At 67.1% G+C, this 18,465-nt stretch carries 17 protein-coding genes; 15 read left to right on the forward strand and 2 right to left on the reverse strand.

What is annotated here, in order from left to right; genetic code table 11:
- From ACFSQR_RS14385 to ACFSQR_RS14395, 3 genes are all read left to right on the forward strand, one after another.
- Window positions 1-264 (forward strand): hypothetical protein (locus ACFSQR_RS14385; protein WP_377730606.1); only part of this gene is annotated, 264 nt, incomplete at its 5' end.
- Window positions 251-1,267 (forward strand): Fe(3+) ABC transporter substrate-binding protein, encoded by a 1,017-nt coding sequence (locus tag ACFSQR_RS14390; protein ID WP_377730607.1) that lies wholly within the window; start codon window positions 251-253, stop codon window positions 1,265-1,267. The genes ACFSQR_RS14385 and ACFSQR_RS14390, both read left to right, overlap by 14 nt.
- Before the next feature lie 141 nt (window positions 1,268-1,408).
- Window positions 1,409-2,593, forward strand: a complete 1,185-nt coding sequence (locus tag ACFSQR_RS14395; RefSeq protein ID WP_377730608.1) for an MFS transporter — start codon at window positions 1,409-1,411, stop codon at window positions 2,591-2,593.
- A 12-nt stretch (window positions 2,594-2,605) separates the two neighbouring features.
- Here ACFSQR_RS14395 and ACFSQR_RS14400 read toward each other — a convergent pair whose 3' ends face one another.
- Window positions 2,606-4,249: an ABC transporter permease gene (locus tag ACFSQR_RS14400; RefSeq protein ID WP_377730609.1), complete on the reverse strand. Its 1,644-nt coding sequence runs from the start codon at window positions 4,247-4,249 to the stop codon at window positions 2,606-2,608.
- 78 nt (window positions 4,250-4,327) lie between these two features.
- Here ACFSQR_RS14400 and ACFSQR_RS14405 point away from each other — a divergent pair, with 78 nt between their 5' ends.
- Window positions 4,328-5,407: an ABC transporter ATP-binding protein gene (locus ACFSQR_RS14405; RefSeq protein ID WP_377730610.1), complete on the forward strand. Its 1,080-nt coding sequence runs from the start codon at window positions 4,328-4,330 to the stop codon at window positions 5,405-5,407.
- A 2-nt stretch (window positions 5,408-5,409) separates the two neighbouring features.
- Window positions 5,410-6,906, forward strand: a complete 1,497-nt coding sequence (locus tag ACFSQR_RS14410) for a tetratricopeptide repeat protein (protein ID WP_377730611.1) — start codon at window positions 5,410-5,412, stop codon at window positions 6,904-6,906.
- Here ACFSQR_RS14410 and ACFSQR_RS14415 read toward each other — a convergent pair.
- The gene (locus tag ACFSQR_RS14415) at window positions 6,881-7,261 is read right to left on the reverse strand and encodes a VOC family protein (RefSeq protein WP_377730612.1); all 381 of its coding nucleotides are present in this window, start codon (window positions 7,259-7,261) and stop codon (window positions 6,881-6,883) included. The genes ACFSQR_RS14410 and ACFSQR_RS14415 overlap by 26 nt on opposite strands.
- A gap of 182 nt (window positions 7,262-7,443) precedes the next feature.
- Between ACFSQR_RS14415 and ACFSQR_RS14420 the strand changes: the two genes are divergently transcribed.
- From ACFSQR_RS14420 to ccoG, 10 genes are all read left to right on the forward strand, one after another.
- The gene (locus ACFSQR_RS14420) at window positions 7,444-9,009 is read left to right on the forward strand and encodes a methyl-accepting chemotaxis protein (protein WP_377730613.1); all 1,566 of its coding nucleotides are present in this window, start codon (window positions 7,444-7,446) and stop codon (window positions 9,007-9,009) included.
- A 3-nt stretch (window positions 9,010-9,012) separates the two neighbouring features.
- On the forward strand, window positions 9,013-10,431 hold the full coding sequence (gene hemN, locus ACFSQR_RS14425) for an oxygen-independent coproporphyrinogen III oxidase (protein ID WP_377730614.1): 1,419 nt from the start codon (window positions 9,013-9,015) through the stop codon (window positions 10,429-10,431).
- 14 nt (window positions 10,432-10,445) lie between these two features.
- Window positions 10,446-11,207, forward strand: coding sequence for a sulfite exporter TauE/SafE family protein (locus ACFSQR_RS14430; RefSeq protein WP_377730615.1), 762 nt, complete (start codon window positions 10,446-10,448; stop codon window positions 11,205-11,207).
- A complete protein-coding gene (locus ACFSQR_RS14435; RefSeq protein WP_377730616.1) occupies window positions 11,204-13,570 on the forward strand; it encodes a heavy metal translocating P-type ATPase in 2,367 nt (788 codons plus the stop codon). The genes ACFSQR_RS14430 and ACFSQR_RS14435 overlap by 4 nt, the downstream gene beginning before the upstream one ends.
- Window positions 13,571-13,714: a cbb3-type cytochrome oxidase assembly protein CcoS gene (gene ccoS / locus ACFSQR_RS14440; RefSeq protein WP_377730617.1), complete on the forward strand. Its 144-nt coding sequence runs from the start codon at window positions 13,571-13,573 to the stop codon at window positions 13,712-13,714. It abuts the gene before it with no gap.
- Window positions 13,715-13,935: 221 nt separating this feature from the next.
- Window positions 13,936-15,363: a cytochrome-c oxidase, cbb3-type subunit I gene (gene ccoN, locus ACFSQR_RS14445; protein ID WP_377730618.1), complete on the forward strand. Its 1,428-nt coding sequence runs from the start codon at window positions 13,936-13,938 to the stop codon at window positions 15,361-15,363.
- A gap of 16 nt (window positions 15,364-15,379) precedes the next feature.
- On the forward strand, window positions 15,380-15,994 hold the full coding sequence (ccoO, locus tag ACFSQR_RS14450; RefSeq protein WP_377730619.1) for a cytochrome-c oxidase, cbb3-type subunit II: 615 nt from the start codon (window positions 15,380-15,382) through the stop codon (window positions 15,992-15,994).
- Window positions 15,995-15,998: 4 nt separating this feature from the next.
- Entirely contained in the window at window positions 15,999-16,157 is a 159-nt protein-coding gene (locus ACFSQR_RS14455) for a cbb3-type cytochrome oxidase subunit 3 (protein ID WP_377730621.1), read from the forward strand.
- The gene (ccoP, locus tag ACFSQR_RS14460) at window positions 16,150-17,070 is read left to right on the forward strand and encodes a cytochrome-c oxidase, cbb3-type subunit III (RefSeq protein ID WP_377730622.1); all 921 of its coding nucleotides are present in this window, start codon (window positions 16,150-16,152) and stop codon (window positions 17,068-17,070) included. Before ACFSQR_RS14455 ends, ccoP begins: the two co-directional genes overlap by 8 nt.
- Window positions 17,071-18,453 carry a cytochrome c oxidase accessory protein CcoG gene (ccoG, locus tag ACFSQR_RS14465; protein ID WP_377730623.1) on the forward strand — a complete coding sequence of 461 codons (1,383 nt, stop codon included), beginning with the start codon at window positions 17,071-17,073 and terminating at the stop codon, window positions 18,451-18,453.
- The last annotated feature ends 12 nt before the right edge of the window (window positions 18,454-18,465 follow it).

Here is an 18,465-nt window from a genome sequence, read left to right on the forward strand (position 1 = left end):
CGGACTTGGAATGAAAAAACGGGCAAAGCCACCTATCTGACCCACAGGCTCGCAGCCTTAAGCACCATCGGTGTGACTCTGCCCGACCGGAAAAACAGCAGAAGTATCTGCCGAATTGCAGGCGGTATCAATATACGAGGCACCAGGGGAGAGTGGTGCCTGACCCCGATTAAGAATGAGAATTATTTGCATTTGGTGGCGGGGTTTGCTAGGATTGTTTGCATCTCCACAATTTTGGGAAGACACCACCATGCAGAGCTTTAAACTCGCCATCGCCGCAGTGCTGTGCCTGAGCGCCTTCGGCGCGACCGCCCAGGAGAAAGTCCTGAACCTGTATTCGGCCCGCCACTACCAGACCGATGAGGCGCTGTATTCGAATTTCACCAAGCAGACCGGGATCAAGATCAACCGCATCGAGGCCGGCGAGAACGAGCTGCTCGAGCGCCTGCGCAACGAAGGCGCGAACAGCCCCGCCGATGTGTTCCTCACCGTGGACGCTGCACGCCTGGCCAAGGCGGACGAACTGCAGATGTTCCAGCCGGTGAAGTCGAGCGTGCTGGAGGCGCGCATCCCCGCGCACATGCGCACCGCGGACTGGTACGCGTTCTCGCAGCGCGCCCGCATCATCGTGTATAACAAGTCGACCGTGAAAACGGCCGATGTCCAGAACTATGAAGACCTGGCCAACCCCAAGCTGAAGGGCAAGGTCTGCGTGCGTTCCGGCTCGCACCCGTACAACCTGTCGCTCGGCGCGGCGCTGGTCGAGCACCTCGGCGAGCAGAAGACCGAAGCCTGGGCACGCGGCATGGTGGCCAACTTCGCGCGCGCGCCGAAGGGTGGCGACACCGACCAGATCAAGGCAGTGGCGGCCGGCGAATGCGGCGTGGCGCTGGCCAACTCCTACTACCTGGCGCGCATGATGCGCTCGGAAAAGCCGGCCGACCAGCAGGTCGTGGCGCAACTGGGCGTGGTCTGGCCGAACCAGAAGACGACCGGCACGCACGTGAACATCTCCGGCGCCGGCGTCATGAAGACCGCGCCGAACAAGGCCAACGCGATCAAATTCCTCGAGTACCTCGCGTCCGACCAGGCGCAGGTCTACTTCGCCGACGGTAACAACGAGTGGCCGGTCGTCGCCAGCGTCAAGACCAGCAATCCAGCGCTCGAGAAGCTGGGCAAGTTCAAGGCCGACACCATCAACGTCGGCAAGCTGGCTAAAAACCAGGCGACCGTCCAGAAGATCTACGACCGCGCAGGCTGGAAGTAAGCGGCGCCGCAACGCTGTTGCGCGCAAAGAAAGGGCCGTCCGCAAGGACGGCCTTTTTCGTTCGTGCTGCAGGTGCTTTACCTTAGAATGGGCTGACGCACCTGCGCCACGGCGCGCAGGAACCTTTCCAACCTGCCCGCCATGAACCAGCCAACGCACAACCGCCTTCCGCCCGCGATCTGGATGCTCGGCTTCGTGAGCATGCTGATGGATGTCTCGTCCGAAATGGTCCACAGCCTGCTGCCGATGTTCATGGTCGGCGTGCTGGGCGCCTCCGCCCTGACGGTCGGCCTGGTTGAAGGGCTGGCAGAAGCCACCGCGCTGATCGTCAAGGTCTTTTCCGGCACGCTCAGCGACTACCTCGGCAAGCGCAAGGGCCTGGCGGTATTCGGCTACGCGCTGGGAGCGCTGACCAAGCCGCTCTTCGCGATCGCCAGTTCATCCGGGGTGGTGCTCACCGCGCGCCTGATCGACCGTGTCGGAAAGGGCATCCGCGGCGCGCCGCGCGATGCGCTGGTGGCCGACATCGCGCCGCCGGAGATGCGCGGCGCCGCATTCGGCCTGCGCCAGTCGCTCGACACGGTCGGCGCGTTCCTCGGTCCCCTGCTCGCGGTGGCGCTGATGCTGCTGTGGGCGAACGACTTTCGCGCCGTGTTCTGGGTGGCGGTGATTCCCGGCGCGCTGGCAGTGCTGCTGCTGGTGTTCGGTGTGCGCGAGCCGCACCGCGAAACCGGCGCGCAGCGCACGAATCCCATCCGCCGCGAGAACCTTGGCCGCCTCGGGCGCGCCTACTGGTGGGTGGTCGGCATCGGCGCCGTGTTCACGCTGGCGCGATTCTCGGAGGCCTTCCTGGTGCTGCGCGCGCAGCAGGGCGGCATTCCGGTCGCGCTGGTGCCGCTGGTGATGGTCGCGATGAATGTGATCTACGCCGCCTGCGCCTATCCGTTCGGGCGCCTGGCCGACCGCGTCAGCCACACCGGGCTGCTGGCGATCGGTCTGGCCGTGCTGGTGGCCGCCGACCTGGTGCTCGCGGCGAGCGCGCACTGGGCGGTGGTGCTGGCCGGCGTGGCGCTGTGGGGCGTCCACATGGGCATGACGCAAGGCTTGCTGGCGACGATGGTGGCGGATACGGCGCCCGCCGACCTGCGCGGCACGGCCTACGGCTTCTTCAACCTGATGAGTGGCATCGCGCTGCTGGTGGCAAGCGTGGTGGCGGGACTGCTGTGGGACCGGCTGGGCGCGAGCGCAACCTTCCATGCGGGCGCCGGCTTCTGCGTGGCCGCACTGGCCGGCTTGCTGCTGTACCGGCGCGGCGCGCTGCGCTGACGCGAGCGGGCCTTAGCGGGTGCGGCTGCGCGCGATCTGGCGCGAGATGATGATCAGCGGCAGGACGCCGACCGCGACGATCGCCAGCGCGGCGGTCGACGCTTCCGTCAGGCGCTCGTCGGAGGCGAGCGTGTACGCCTGCGTGGCCAGTGTGTCGAAGTTAAACGGGCGCATGACGAGCGTGGCCGGCAGTTCCTTCATCACGTCGACGAACACCAGCAGGCCGGCGGTCAGCATGCTCCCGCGCAGCAGCGGCAGGTGCACGCGCCACAGCGTCTCGGCCTGGCCGTAGCCCAGCGAGCGCGCGGCGTCGTCCATGGCCGGCGTGATTTTTGCCAGGCTCGTTTCCACCGAGCCGAGCGACACGGTCAGGAAGCGCACCAGGTAGGCGTATACCAGCGCCGCGATGCCGCCCGTCAGCAGCAGGCCGGGGTTGTGCCCGGTCAGCGATTGCAGGGATCCGGCCAGCCAGGTGTCGATGCGGGTCACGGGAATCAGCACGCCCACCGCGATCACCGATCCGGGCAGCGCGTAGCCCAGGCCGACGATGCGGTTCACGAAGCCGGTGGCGGGGTGGCGGCTCATGCGGGCGGCGTACGCCAGCAGCACGGCGATGGCGACGGCGATCAGCGCCGTCACGGCCGCCAGGGTGAAGCTGTTGTGCGCGAGCTGGAAGAAGCGTTCGCCGAACTGCGCATCGCCTTCGGTCAGCGCCATCTCCAGCAGCACGCCGCCCGGCACCAGGAAGCCGAGCAGCAGCGGGACCGCGCATGCCACGATGGCGCCGAACGCGGCGGGACCGCGCAGGCGCCGCCCCGGCATCGGGCGATTGCGCCCCGTGGTGTTGTGGAAGCGCGCATTGCCGCGCGAGACGCGTTCGAGGAACAGGATCAGCGCGATGAAGAACAGCAGCACGGCCGAAAGCTGCGCCGCCGCGACCCGGTCGCCCAGCGAGAACCACGCGCGGTAGATGCCGGTCGTGAAGGTCTGCACGCCGAAGTACGATACCGCGCCGTAGTCGGCCAGTGTTTCCATCAGGGCGAGCGAGGCGCCGGCCGCGATAGCGGGACGCGCCAGCGGGATCGAGATGCGCAGGAAGCTCTGCCAGGCCGTCAGGCCCAGCGAGCGGCCCACTTCCAGCATGCCGCTCGCGCGTTCCAGGAAGGCGGCGCGCGCCAGCAGGTAGACATACGGGTAGAGCACGAAGATGAAGATCAGCGTGGCGCCGGTGACGGTGCGGATGTCGGGGAACCAGTACTGGCCGGGCGCCAGGTCGAAGGCGCTGCGCAGCCAGGTCTGCACCGGTCCCACGAACTGCAGCAGGTCGGTGTAGGTGTAGGCCATGACGTAGGCGGGCACCGCGAGCGGCAGCACCAGCGCCCACTCGAACACGCGCCGCAGCGGAAAGTCGTGCACGCTGACCAGCCATGCCGTGCCCACGCCGATGAGGATGGTGCCGGCCGAGACGCCGGCGCACAGCAGCAGGGTATTGACAATGTAGTCCGGCAGGACGGTGCTGGCGAGATGCTGCCAGGTGTCGCCGGAGCCGCCGGCCAGCAGGTTCGCGGCGACGCTCAGGATCGGCACGGCGACCAGCGACGCGACGAGCAGCGCCGCCCATGCGAGCGGCGAAAGGGCGTTGCGTCCGCGGGTCATGGCGAATTGTCTCTGCACGGAGTAGGGCTAAATGAAAATGAGAATTATAATTGATGACTACTCGATCAGATCCGCATCATGTCCCTGCTTGAACTAAGCAATATCAGTTATGCCTACGGCGCCCACCAGGTGGTGTCCGGCCTGTCCCTGCAACTGGAGCGCGGGGAGATCGGCTGCCTGCTCGGACCTTCGGGCTGCGGCAAGACCACGGTCCTGCGCTGCATCGCCGGTTTCGAGCATGTGAGCGGCGGTGCGATCCGGCTCGATAACGAAGTGATCAGCAGCCCGGACGTGCATGTGCCGGCGGAGCGGCGCCGCATCGGCATGGTGTTCCAGGACTATGCGCTGTTCCCGCACCTGACGGTCGCGGACAACGTGGCGTTCGGCCTGCGCGGCGCCAGCGCCAGGGAGAAGGAAGCGCGCGTCAACGAACTGCTGCTCACGGTGGGCCTGGCGGGCCACGGCTTCAGGCATCCGCACGAGCTGTCCGGCGGCCAGCAGCAGCGCGTGGCGCTCGCCCGCGCGCTGGCGCCGCGCCCGCGCCTGCTGCTGCTCGACGAGCCCTTCTCCAACCTGGACGTGGACCTGCGCGAGCGCCTGGCGCTGGAGGTGCGCAGCATCCTGCGCGCCGAAGGCACGACCGCGATCCTCGTCACTCACGACCAGAACGAGGCGTTCGCGCTGGCGGACCAGATCGGGATCATGCACGAGGGCCGGCTGCAGCAGTGGGACACTGCCTACAATCTGTACCACACGCCGTCGAACCGGTTCGTGGCCGACTTCGTGGGGCAGGGCGTGTTCCTGCCGGGCGAACTGGTGGATCCGCGCCACATCCGCATCGAACTGGGAACGCTGCCGGTGGCCCTGATGACCGGCGGCGACAAGGCCGGGCTGGGACGCGGCAGCCAGGTGTCCGTGCTGCTGCGCCCGGACGACATTACGCATGACGACGACAGCCTGCTCAAGGCCGAGGTCATCGCCAAGGCCTTCCGCGGCGCCGAATTCATGTACACCCTCAGGCTCGCGAGCGGGGCGCAGGTGCTGTCGCTGGTGCCGAGCCACCACAACCACGCGATCGGCGAGCATATCGGCATCCGGCTGGCGGTCGACCACGTAGTCGCCTTCCACGCGGACGCCGATGTCCCGCCGGTGATGTGAGCATGGACCCGCTGGCAACAAGCCTGCAACGCGCGCTGTCGCTGCACCAGCGCGGTGACTTCGCCGCGGCGATGCCGCTGTACCGCGAGGTGCTGGCGGCGCAGCCGCGCAATGCCGACGCGCTGCACCTGCTGGGCGTGGCCCTGCGCCAGGCCGGCGATGCGGCCGCCGCTGCCGCATCCATCGAAGCGGCCATCGCGATCGATCCTTCCCTCGCCATCGCGCACAGCAACCTGGGCGCCGCCCTGCAGGACCTTGGCCGCACCGAAGATGCGCTCGCCGCGTACGACCGGGCACTCGCGCTCAAGCCCGATTACGCGATGGCGCACGCCAACCGCGGCAATGCGCTGCGCCGCCTCGGCCGCATGGCCGACGCGCTGGACAGCTACGACCGCGCGCTGCACCTGAATCCTTCTGCGGCGGAAGCCTGGAGCAACCGCGGGCTGGCCCTCGATGCGCTGGGCCGCTTCGAAGCCGCGATGGACAGTTTCGGCCGCGCCCTCGCGCTCAGGCCGAAGTTCGCGGATTCGTGGAGCGGGCAGGGCGTCGCGCTGCAAGGCGCTGGCCACCTGGAGGCCGCCGGCGACAGCTACGCCCGCGCGCTCGAATGCGATCCCGGCCATGCGGAGGCGCTGGTCAACATGGCAACGCTGCTGCAGCGCCTGCACCGCCACGACGATGCGCTCGCCTACGCCGACGAGGCGGTGGCGCGCCATCCCGCCAACCCGGCGGCGCGGCTGCGGCGCGCCAACGCACTGCACGCGCTCGGTCGGCAGGAGGAGGCGGCGCATGCATTCCATGCGGCGCGCGCGTGCGGGGCCGATCCCGGCCTGTGTTCGTTCATGCTGGCCGCGCTCGGCGCGGAGCCTGCGCCGGCGGCGGCGCCGGCGCCCTATGTGCAGGCGCTGTTCGATCAGTACGCCGGCCATTTCGACGAGCACCTCGGGGAGGTGCTCGGGTACCGCACGCCGGAAGCGCTGGCCGCCGCGCTCGCGGCGCACGTGCAGGCGAAGGGGGATGTTCTGGATGCGGGCTGCGGCACGGGCCTGTGCGGCCCCTTGCTGCGCCCGTTCGCCGCGACGCTGGCCGGCGTGGACCTGTCGCCGAAGATGGTCGAGGCGGCGCGCCGGACCGGCGTGTACGACCTGCTCGAGTGTGCGGAGCTTGGCGCATTCCTGGCGCGGCACCGGCAGGCGTTCGATATCGTGGCCGCGGCGGACGTGCTGGTCTATGTGGGCGACCTGGAACCGGTGTTCGCGTCCGCTGCCGGCGCCCTGCGCGGCGATGGACTGCTTGCGTTCTCGGTTGAGGCGGGGACGGATGCGGGGTACACCCTGCAGCCGTCCGGCCGCTACGCCCACGGCGCAGGCTACCTGCGCGCGCTGGCTGCCCGCCACGGCTTCGAGGTCCTGGACCTGTCGCGCCACACGCTGCGGCGCGACCGCGAAGGCGGTATCGAGGGTTATCTCGCCGTCATGCGGCTGGGGCGTCGCCCTTAGGCTGCCACAGTTCCACCTTGTTCCCGTCCGGGTCCATGAACCAGCCGAAGCTGCCGATTTCGTCGGACACGACTTCATCCACCAGCGTCGCCCCGCCTTCCTGCACCTGCTTCAACGCGCCTTCCAGGTCGTCCACGACCAGGTTGAACATGAATTCGCGCGTGGTCGGCGCGAACTTGTCGCTGTCGGCCTTGAATGCGGCGAACACGGTGGCGCCGCCGGGCGGCATCGCCGATGGGGCCAGCACCGCGTAGCCGCCGTTGTCGAGGCCGAGATGGCGCTGGTACCACGCCATCAGCGCCGCAGGATCGGGCGATTTGAAGAACATGCCGCCAAAGCCCAGGACTTTTGCCATTTTGCTTCCTTGATGATGAGTGAAATGAAGGCCAGACAATAGCATGCTGATAAGTCCTGTCCAAGCTGTCATCGCTATCTTCCGCTAACCCCGCTGGTCTCGGCCGTTTTTGATCCAGGTCAAGGATTTCGGGACTTGCGACCACCTACACTCCCTGTTGTCGTGAGTAAAGGGGATCTGTTTTGCGTACCAACCTGCCGGTGACCGGCGTCGAATATGTCCTCCGGGACGACGAGTTCATCGTATCGAAGACCGACACCAAGGGACGGATCACCTATGTGAATCCGTGCTTCGTCGAAGTGAGCGGCTTTTCTGCCGATGAACTGATCGGCAAGGCGCACAACATCGTGCGCCATCCGGACATGCCGCCCGAGGCCTTCGCGGACCTGTGGACGACGCTGCAAAGCGGCCAGCCATGGACCGGCGTGGTGAAGAACCGCCGCAAGGACGGCGGTTTCTACTGGGTGGTGGCAAACGTGGTGCCGGTGCGCGAGAACGGTGCGCTGACGGGCTACATGTCTGTGCGCACCCGCCCGAGCCGCGAGCAGGTGGCTGCCGCAGGCGCCGCCTATGCGCGCGTGCGCGCCGGCCAGGCCAGGGGGATCGCGATCCGCCGCGGCGCCGTGGTGCGTACCGGCCTGCGCGGACGCATTGACAGCGCGCTCGACCTGCCGCTGGGCCGGCGCATCGGCGCGAGCATGCTGTCGCTGGGCGCTGTCATCGCCGCGCTGGGCGCGGCCGCGCCGTTCGGCTGGGCCACAGCGCTGGCGGCCGCCGGCGTTGCGCTCACTTTGCTGAGCTGGTACGCGCTGGTGCGCACCATCGTGTTCCCGATGCGCACTGCCACCGGCGCGGTGGTGGCGCTGGCAGGCGGCGACCTGGGGGCGACGGTCGATTCGCGCCGAAATGACGAGGTGGGCCAGTTGCTGCGCGCGTTGCGCCAACTGAACGTTAACCTGAAGGCGACCATCGGCGACGTGCGTACCAACGTGCAGGCGATCGAAACGGCCACCCGCGAGATCGCGGAAGGCAACCGAGACCTGGCCGGCCGCACCGAATCGCAGGCGGCCAACCTGGAGCAGACCACCGCGACCGTCGCGCACTTTGCCGAGAAGGTGGCACGCAACCAGCAAGGCGCGGTGCAGGCCGACGAGCTGGTCGTGGCCGCGTCGAAAGTCGCGGGCGCGGGCGGCCATGCGGTGTCGCAGGTGGGGGCGACCATGGGCCAGATCAGCGAGTCGGCCAGCCGCATTGTCGACATCATTGGCCTGATCGACGGGATCGCGTTCCAGACCAACATCCTCGCGTTGAACGCCGCCGTGGAAGCGGCCCGCGCGGGCGAACAGGGACGCGGCTTTGCCGTCGTAGCCGGCGAAGTGCGCAGCCTGGCGCAGCGATCGGCCAGCGCGGCGAAAGAGATCAAGATCCTGATCGGCAATTCGGTCGAGAAGGTCGGTCACGGCAACGAGTTGGTCGATGCAGCCGGACGCACCATGATCGACGTGGTGGGATCGGTCGAGCGTGCGACCGGGATCATGGCGGACATCTCCCGCGCAAGCATCGAGCAGACCCGCGGGATCGCCGAGATCAACCAGTCGCTGGGCGAACTCGATGCGCTGACGCAGCAGAACGCGCGGCTCGTCGGCCAGCACGCCGACGCCACCGCGCATGTAGCAAGCCAGGCCGCGCAGCTGTCGCGCGCCGTGGGGATTTTCCAGTTTGGCGGCACACATATCAAAAGGACCTGACACATGAACACCGTTATCCCGATCGCGCCCGCCATGCCGCCCGTGGAATTCGACATCGGCCTGCTGCGCGAACTGCCGCAGACCGGCCCGCGCTACACCTCCTATCCGACCGCGGACCGCTTCACCGATGCATTCGGCTACAAGGACTACCTGCATTCGGTGGCCGGCCTGCGCACGCGCGGCGCGGACAAGCCGCTGTCGCTGTACCTGCACATCCCGTTCTGCGAGAACATCTGCTACTACTGCGCCTGCAACAAGATCATCACCCGCAACCGCGAGCGCGCCGGCACCTACCTGGGCTACCTCAAGCGCGAGATCGACATGCAGGGCACGCTGCTGGGCGCCATGAACAAGGTCGAGCAGCTGCACTTCGGCGGCGGCACCCCGACCTACCTGTCGGACGAGCAGATGGGCGACCTGATGGCGCACCTGCGCCGCACCTTCAACTTTGCTTCGGACAGCGAGGGCGAGTTCTCGATCGAGGTCGATCCGCGCACCGTGTCGCCGGAGCGCGTGCACAGCCTGCGCCGCCAGGGCTTCAACCGCATCAGCCTCGGCGTGCAGGACTACGATCCGCAGGTGCAGGAGGCGGTGAACCGGAAGCAGCCGGCCGAGGCGACCCAGGCGATCATCGACGCGGCCCGCGCCGCCGGCTTCCGCTCGGTCAGCATCGACCTGATCTACGGCCTGTCACGGCAGACCCTCGACACGATGGGCCGCACGCTGGAGCAGGTGATCGAGGCCAGCCCGGACCGCATCGCGGTTTACCACTATGCGCACATGCCGCACCTGTTCAAGCCGCAGCGCCGCATCAACGAGGCCGATATGCCGGACGCCGAGACCAAGCTGGCCATGCTCTCGCTGTGCATCGAGCGCCTGACCGCTGCCGGCTACGTCTACATCGGCATGGATCACTTCGCCAAGCCCAACGACGACCTCGCGGTGGCGCAGCGCCAGGGCCGCCTGCACCGCAACTTCCAGGGCTACTCGACCCATGCGGACACCGACATCGTGGCATTCGGCGTGTCGGCCATCGGTTCGGTCGGCGGCACCTACAGCCAGAATGCCAAGACGCTGGAGGGCTACTACGATGCGCTCGACCGCAACGAGCTGCCGGTCGCCCGCGGTATCAAGCTGACCATGGACGATGCGCTGCGCCGCACGATCATCCAGATGCTGATGTGCCATTTCGACCTGTCGATGCGCGCGATCGAGGAAGCCTACCCGATCACGTTCGCCAGCTACTTCGCCACCGAACTGGAGAAGCTGCGCGGCCTGGCCGACGCCGGCCTGCTGACGCTGGGCGACGACTGGATCAGCGTGACCCCCAAGGGCCGCCTCCTGATCCGCAACATCTGCATGGTGTTCGACCGCCACCTGGCCAAGGGTGTCCAGGGTCCGCGCTTCTCGCGCACGGTCTGAACGGCAGCGCCTGCATGTCCGTCAACCTGCTCCCAGTCCTGCTTGCCGGCCTCGCCGGCAGCGTGCATTGCGCCGCCATGTGCGGCGGCATCGTGGGCGCCTTCTCGGCCGCGCCGCGCGGGCGCGCGTTCCCGGTCGCGGTGGTCACGCAGACCGCGCAGGCGGCCGTACTCGATTCCACCGCGCGCGTGCTGGCCTATAACGGCGGCCGCATCGCAAGCTACGCCGCGGCCGGCGCGCTGGCAGGCGGCGTTGCCGCATCGGCCGGCATGCTGGGCGCGATGGAGCAGGTGCAGGCGGCGGCCTACTGGGGCGCCAACGCCATGCTGGTCGCGCTCGGCCTGTACCTGGCGGGCATCTGGAACGGTATCGCGGTGCTGGAGCGCGCGGGCAGCCGCCTGTGGCGCAGGGTCGAGCCGCTCGGGCGCCGCGTCATGCCGCTCGATACGCCGCTCAAGATGCTCGCCCTCGGCGCGGTGTGGGGATGGCTGCCTTGCGGGATGGTCTACAGCATGTTGGTCACCGCGATGCTGGCCGGCTCCGCGCTCGACGGCGCCAGCGTGATGGCCGCGTTCGGCCTCGGCACGCTGCCGGTGATGCTGTCGCTGGGACTGGCGGGCGAGCGCATGCGCGCCTTCCTGCGCAAGCCCCTGTTCCGCTTCGGCGCCGGGATGACGGTCGCAGCATTCGGCGTGGCAGGCCTGGCAAGGGCGGCCGGCGGACTGCCGGCGCACTGGCTGTCCACACTGTGCCTGACGTCGGGAGTAGGCGCATGAGCTGCTTCCATTGCGGCACCCCGATTCCGGCCGGCGTGCGTTTCTCTGCGCTGGTCGACCAGCAGGAGCGGGCGATGTGCTGCGCCGGCTGTGCAGCCGTCGCCACGTCGATCGTGGCGGCCGGACTCGATACCTACTACCGCGATCGCACAGGCTTTGCGTCGCCAGGCGGCGACGCCGCGGTGCCCGAAGAGCTGCGCCTGTACGACGATGCCGCGCCGGCCGTCGCGGGCGCCGGCTGTGCCGAAGGCGTGCTGACGGTGGAGGGCGTGCGCTGCGGCGCCTGCGTCTGGCTGATCGAACGCCACCTCGCTCGCCAGGCCGGCGTGCAGCAGGCAGTGCTGAACGTCGCCACCGGGCGCCTGAACGTGCGCTGGGATGCCGCGCGCGCCAGGCTGTCGGACCTGCTGCTGGCCTTGCGCGAGATCGGCTACGTGGCCTATCCGTTCGACGCCGGGCGGCACGAGGAGCAGCTCACGCGCGAGCGCCGCCGCTCTTTCCGCCAGCTGTTCATCGCCGGCCTGTCGATGATGCAGGTGATGATGTACGCGGTTCCGGTGTACATGGCCGATGACGGCACCATGGACGCCTCGATGGAAGGGCTGATGGAATGGGCATCGCTGTTCCTGACGCTGCCCGCCGTGCTGTATTCGGCGCGGCCGTTCTTCTCCGGCGCGTGGGCCAGCCTCAAGGCGCGCATGCCGGGCATGGACGTGCCGGTCGCGCTGGGCATCGCCGCCGCATTCGGCGGCAGCCTGCACGCCACGCTGACCGGCAGCGGTGACGTCTATTACGATTCCGTCACGATGTTCATCTTCCTGCTGCTCGGCAGCCGCCACCTGGAGCTGCTCGCGCGGCACCGCGCCGCGCGCTCGCTGGAGACGCTGCAGCGCGCGCAGCCGGCATCGGCCATGCTGGTGGACGATTTTCCGGCCAGCCGCGAGGCCAGGCTGGTCGGCGCCGGCCGCCTGCAGGCCGGCGACATCATCCTCGTGCGTCCCGGCGAAGCGTTCGCGGCCGACGCCATGCTGGTGGAAGGCGATACCCGGGTCGACCTGTCGCTGCTGAGCGGCGAGAGCGATCCGCAAAAGGCAGGCGCGGGCGATGGCGTGCCCGGCGGCGCGGTCAATGTCGCGCAGGCGGTGTTCGCCCGCGTCGAACGCCCCACCGGCGACAGCACGCTGGCCAGGCTGGTGCAGCTGGTCGAGCGCGCAGGACTGGGCAAGCCGGCCATCTCGCAGTGGGCCGACAGCGTGGCCACCTGGTTCGTGGCTGCGCTGCTGGTGCTGACCGTGGTGGTATTCGCGGCATGGCAGGTGGTCGATCCCTCCCGTGCATGGGTAGTGGCGGTGGCCGTGCTGGTGGTGTCGTGCCCGTGCGCGCTGTCGCTGGCCACGCCCGCCGCGCTGGCCGCCGCCACCGAAAGCCTGCAGCGGCGCGGCGTGCTGATCGTCCGGCCTCATGTGCTGGAGACCTTGCAGCGCTCGACCCATATCGTGTTCGACAAGACCGGGACGCTGACCGAGGGCCGGCCGGTGCTTACCCGCGTCACCGAGCTGGCCGGCATGCAGCGCTTCGATTGCCTGCGCATTGCGGCCGCGCTGGAAGCGGGCAGCAGCCATCCGCTGGCCGCGGCGATCCGCAACGCGGCGGCGCACCTGCCGCAGGACCCCGCGTTCGAAGTGCGCCAGTTCGACGGGATGGGCATCGAAGGCGTGGTGGGCGGCGTGCGGTACCGGATCGGTTCGCCCGCGTTCGCAGGCGGCGGCATGGAGGAGGGTATCGTGCTGGCCGGCCCGCAAGGCCCGCTCGCGCACTTCATGGTCGAAGATGCATTGCGCCCCGGCGCGCGCGAACTGGTCGAGCGCTTTGCCGCGCTGGGCAAGCAGGTCGTGCTGCTGTCGGGCGATGCGCCCGCGGTGGCCGAACGGGTCGCGCGGGAACTCGGGATCGGCACCGCCCTCGGCGGCCAGATGCCGGAACAGAAACTGGAGACGGTGCGCGCGCTGCAAGGGCAGGGCGCCGTGGTGGCGATGGTGGGCGATGGCGTCAATGACGCGGCGGTCCTGCGCGCGGCCGACGTGTCCTTCGCCATGGGCAGCGGCACCGCGCTGGCGCAGCTGCACGCGGACTGCGTGCTCCTGCAGGGGCGCATCGGCCTGCTCGGCGAGGCGGCCGGCGTTGCCAGCCGCACCATGACGGTGGTGCGCCAGAACCTGGCCTGGGCCAGTTTGTATAATGTGGTGGCGATTCCCGCGGCCGCATTCGGACTCCTCAATCCCTGGATGTCCGGGATCGGCATGTCCCTGAGTTCCGCCGTAGTGGTCGTCAACGCAATGCGCCTGCGGCGCGGAAGGAAATAAATGGAAGCCTTGTATTTGCTGGTGCCCCTGAGCGTGGTCGTGGTCGGCCTCGGGATCGCCGTGTTCTTCCGCGCCAGCGACAGCGGCCAGTTCGACGACCTCGAAGGCCCCGCCATGCGCATCCTTCACGACGACGACCGCTGACGCGGCGGGCCGCGGCGCGGTTTGCGCACGGCTTTTCCCCGCCGGCCGATGCCAATTCGGCATCGGTTTTTCCCTGTGCCGGAAGGCCGGCTTTGCGCCTTTTCCACACCTGCCGGATAAACATGCCTTCAGTCTGCCAGTTTTGATTCAGATCAAGGATTTTTGACTCTCCGAAACATAAGCTCTCATCCGTCATCAATGTTTCATTTCGGGAGAGCGTTTTGGACACCAGTTCCAATTACAACTACAAGATCGTCAGGCTGTTCACGATCGCCACCGTGTTCTGGGGCGTCGTCGGCATGGCAGTCGGCGTCTTCATCGCCGCGCAGCTGGCCTGGCCGGCGCTGAACTTCGACATCGCATGGCTGAGCTACGGCCGCCTGCGTCCGCTGCACACCAACGCAGTCATCTTCGCCTTTGGCATCAACGGCCTGTTCGCGACCTCGTACTGGGTGGTGCAGCGCACCTGCCAGGTGCGCCTGTTCTCGGACAAGCTGGCCGCCTTCACCTTCTGGGGATGGCAGGCCGTGCTCGTGCTGGCCACGATCACGCTGCCGATGGGCTTCACGCGCGGCAAGGAATACGCCGAACTCGAATGGCCCATCGCGATCCTGATCGCGGTGGTCTGGGTGGTGTACGCGATCGTCTTCTTCGGCACCATCGTCAAGCGCAAGGTCCAGCACATCTACGTCGCCAACTGGTTCTTCGGCGGCTACATCCTCGCCGTCGCCGTGCTGCACATCGTGAACGGTGCTGCGATGCCGGCCACGCTGTGGAAGTCCTACTCGGCCTACGCCGGCGTGCAGGACGCGATGATCCAGTGGTGGTATGGCCACAATGCGGTGGGCTTCATCCTGACCGCAGGCTACCTGGGCATGGTGTACTACTTCATCCCGAAGCAGGCCGAGCGTCCCGTGTACTCGTACCGCCTGTCGATCGTGCACTTCTGGGCGCTGATCTTCACCTACATGTGGGCGGGTCCGCACCACCTGCACTACACCGCGCTGCCTGACTGGACCCAGTCGCTCGGCATGGTGTTCTCCCTGATCCTGCTGGCGCCATCGTGGGGCGGCATGATCAACGGGATCATGACCCTGTCCGGCGCCTGGCACAAGCTGCGCTCGGATCCGATCCTGAAGTTCCTGATCGTCTCGCTCTCGTTCTACGGCATGGCGACCTTCGAAGGTCCGATGATGTCGATCAAGACCGTCAACTCGCTGTCGCACTACACCGACTGGACCGTGGCGCACGTGCACGCCGGCGCCCTGGGCTGGGTGGGCTTCATCACCATGGGCTCGATCTACTACCTGATCCCGCGCCTGGCCGGCAAGAAGGAAATGTGGAGCGTGCGCCTGGTCGACACCCACTTCTGGGTCGCGACGATCGGCGTGGTGCTGTACATCGCCGCGATGTGGATCGCCGGCGTCATGCAGGGCCTGATGTGGCGCGCGGTGAACCCGGATGGCACGCTGACCTACACCTTCGTCGAAAGCGTCAAGGCGACCTATCCGTACTACGTGATCCGCGTCCTGGGTGGCCTGCTGTACCTGTCCGGCATGCTGCTGATGGCCTGGAACACCTGGATGACGATGCGCGAGACCAAGGCTGCCGACCTGCGCATTCCTGCAGCGCTGGCGCCCCAACACTGATACACGGAGTTTTTACATGAAGTTCTCACATGAGTGGATCGAAAAGAATCCCTGGCTGCTGATCTCGCTGGTCGTGGTGGTCATCTCGTTCGGCGGACTGGTCGAAATCGTGCCGCTGTTCTTCCAGAAGTCCACCACCGAGCCGGTGACGGGCCTCAAGCCCTACTCGGCGCTGCGCCTGGTGGGCCGCGACGTGTACGTGCGCGAAGGCTGCTACAACTGCCATTCGCAGATGATCCGTCCGTTCCGCGCCGAGACCGAGCGCTATGGCCACTATTCGGTGGCGGGCGAGTTCGTGTATGACCGCCCGTTCCAGTGGGGCTCCAAGCGCACCGGCCCGGACCTGGCGCGCGTGGGCGGCCGCTACTCCGACGAGTGGCACCGTGTCCACCTGGACAATCCGCGTGACCTGGTGCCCGAGTCGAACATGCCGGGCTACCCGTGGCTTGCCGCCACCAAGCTGGATCCGCAGTCGGTGGTGCCGAAGATGCGCGCGCTGCAGCGCCTCGGCACGCCGTACTCGGAACAAGACATTGCGGCCGGTCCTTCTGAACTCGAAGGCAAGACCGAACAGGACGCGCTGGTCGCGTACCTGCAGGGGCTCGGCACACAGATCAAGGCAAGGAACTAAGACTATGGAACAGATTTTTGACAGCGCAAGCAGCGTGATGACGGTGGTGAGCTTTGTCACCTTCGTCGGCATCCTGCTGTGGACTTACGCACTGAAGGGAAAGCGCGACTTCGACCAGGCTGCGCGCCTGCCGTTCGCGGACGAGGAGAATGGCCATGGCTGATTTCACCAGCGGTTTCTGGAACTGGTACATCGCGATCATCACGATCCTGTCGATCGCCGGCTGCGGCCTGCTGCTGTGGTCCCAATCCACGCACAAGGTGGCGCCCGATTCGGACGGCACCACCGGCCACGTGTGGGACGAGAACCTCAAGGAGCTCAACACGCCGATGCCGCGCTGGTGGATGTGGCTGTTCTACATCACCATCGTGTTCTCGCTCGCCTACCTGGTGCTGTACCCGGGCCTGGGCACCTACAAGGGCACGCTCGGCTGGCAGTCCAGCGGCGAGTACAAGGAAGAACTGGCCAAGGCCAGCACCGAGTACGGCCCGCTGTTCGCGAAGTACGCAAAGCAGGACCTGCCGACCGTGGCGGCCGACCCGCAGGCACAGGAAATCGGCGAGCGCCTGTTCCTGACCTACTGCGCGCAGTGCCATGGATCGGACGCCCGCGGCAACAAGGGCTATCCGAACCTGACCGACAAGGACTGGCTGCACGGCGGTACGCCTGACGACATCAAGAAGACCATCCTTGCCGGCCGCACCGGCATGATGCCGCCGATGGCTTCCGCGATCGGATCGGACAAGGATGTCGAAGCCGTCGCCCACTATGTGCGCAGCCTGTCCGGCCTGACCACCGACCCGATCAAGACGCACTTCGGCAAGTCCAAGTTTGCGGCCTGTATCGCGTGCCACGGCGCGGGCGGCACCGGCAACACCATGATGGGTGCGCCGAACCTGGCCGACAAGACCTGGTTGTACGGCGGCAGCGAAGAGACCATCATGGAGACGATCCGCAAGGGCCGCACCAACACCATGCCTGCATTCGCCGAGTTCCTCGGTGAAGACAAGGTGCACGTGGTGGCTGCGTACGTGTGGAGCCTGTCGAACGAACCAAAAGCATTGGCAGCAAAGTAAATGAATAACCCGGAAGTAAAGGTCATCAAAATGTACGCGGCCCGCGAGGAGATCTATCCTCGCGAGGCAAAGGGGCGCTACGCGTCCCTGCGCTGGATGACCGTCTGGCTGACCCAGATCCTGTTCTACGGACTGCCTTGGCTCGAATGGAACGGTCGCCAGGCCGTGCTGTTCGACCTGGCAGCGCGCAAGTTCTACATCTTCGGCATCGTGCTGTGGCCGCAGGACTTCATCTACCTGGCGGCGCTGCTGATCATCTGCGCGTATGGGCTGTTCCTGGTGACGGCGGTGGCGGGACGGGTGTGGTGCGGCTTTGCCTGCCCGCAGACCGTGTACAGCGAGATCTTCATGTGGATCGAGCGCAAGATCGAAGGCGAGCGCAGTGCGCGCATCCGCCTCGACCGCCAGCCATGGTCGGTGAACAAGGTGGCGCGCAAGCTCGCCAAGCACACCGGCTGGGCCATCGTCGCGCTGTGGACCGGCATCACCTTTGTCGGCTACTTCACGCCGATGCGCATGATGGGTGCGGAGATCGCGGCATTTGCGCTGGGCGGCTGGGAAACCTTCTGGGTTGGATTCTACGCACTGGCCACCTACGGGAATGCCGGCTGGCTGCGCGAGCAGGTGTGCAAGTACATGTGCCCGTATGCGCGCTTCCAGAGTTCGATGTTCGACAAGGACACGCTGATCGTCACCTACGACAAGGAACGCGGCGAGCCGCGCGGCCCGAACTCCGGCGACAAGCCGGCTGGCGACTGCATCGACTGCACCCTGTGCGTCCAGGTGTGCCCGACCGGCATCGACATCCGCAAGGGCCTGCAGTACGAGTGCATCGGCTGCGCGGCCTGCATCGACGCGTGCAACACCGTGATGGACAAGGTGGGCAAGCCGCAAGGCCTGATCCGCTACGCCACCGAGCGCGCGCTCGAGAAGAAGTGGAATCCGGCACAGATCGCGCGCCGGGTCCTGCGTCCGCGCGTATTGATCTACACCGGCCTGCTGTTGGCTATCATGGTCGGGTTCGTCGCCTCGCTGGCGATGCGCAACCCGGTCAAGCTGGACGTGATCCGCGACCGTGGCTCGATGGGCCGCGAAGTGGATAACGACATGATCGAGAACGTGTACCGCCTGCAGATCATGAATACGGCCGAGAAGCCGCATGTGTTCGTGATCAGCGCGAGCGGCATCGAGTCGCTGCATGTGGCCGAGCCGACCGAAGCGGCGCTCGATGGCGCCACTACCCGCTCCGTTGCGGTGCGCGTGCGCATCCGCCACGGCAAAGGGCAGAAGGGCGCCAACCCGATTGAATTTGCGATCGTCGCGAAGGACGATCCCGCGCTGCGCGTGACCGAAGAAGCGGTCTTCATCGTGCCGCGCCGTTAAGGACAGGAGCCA

It is taken from the genome of Pseudoduganella sp. GCM10020061, from assembly GCF_042683405.1.
In the GTDB taxonomy this organism is placed as follows: Bacteria; Pseudomonadota; Gammaproteobacteria; order Burkholderiales; family Burkholderiaceae_D; genus Telluria.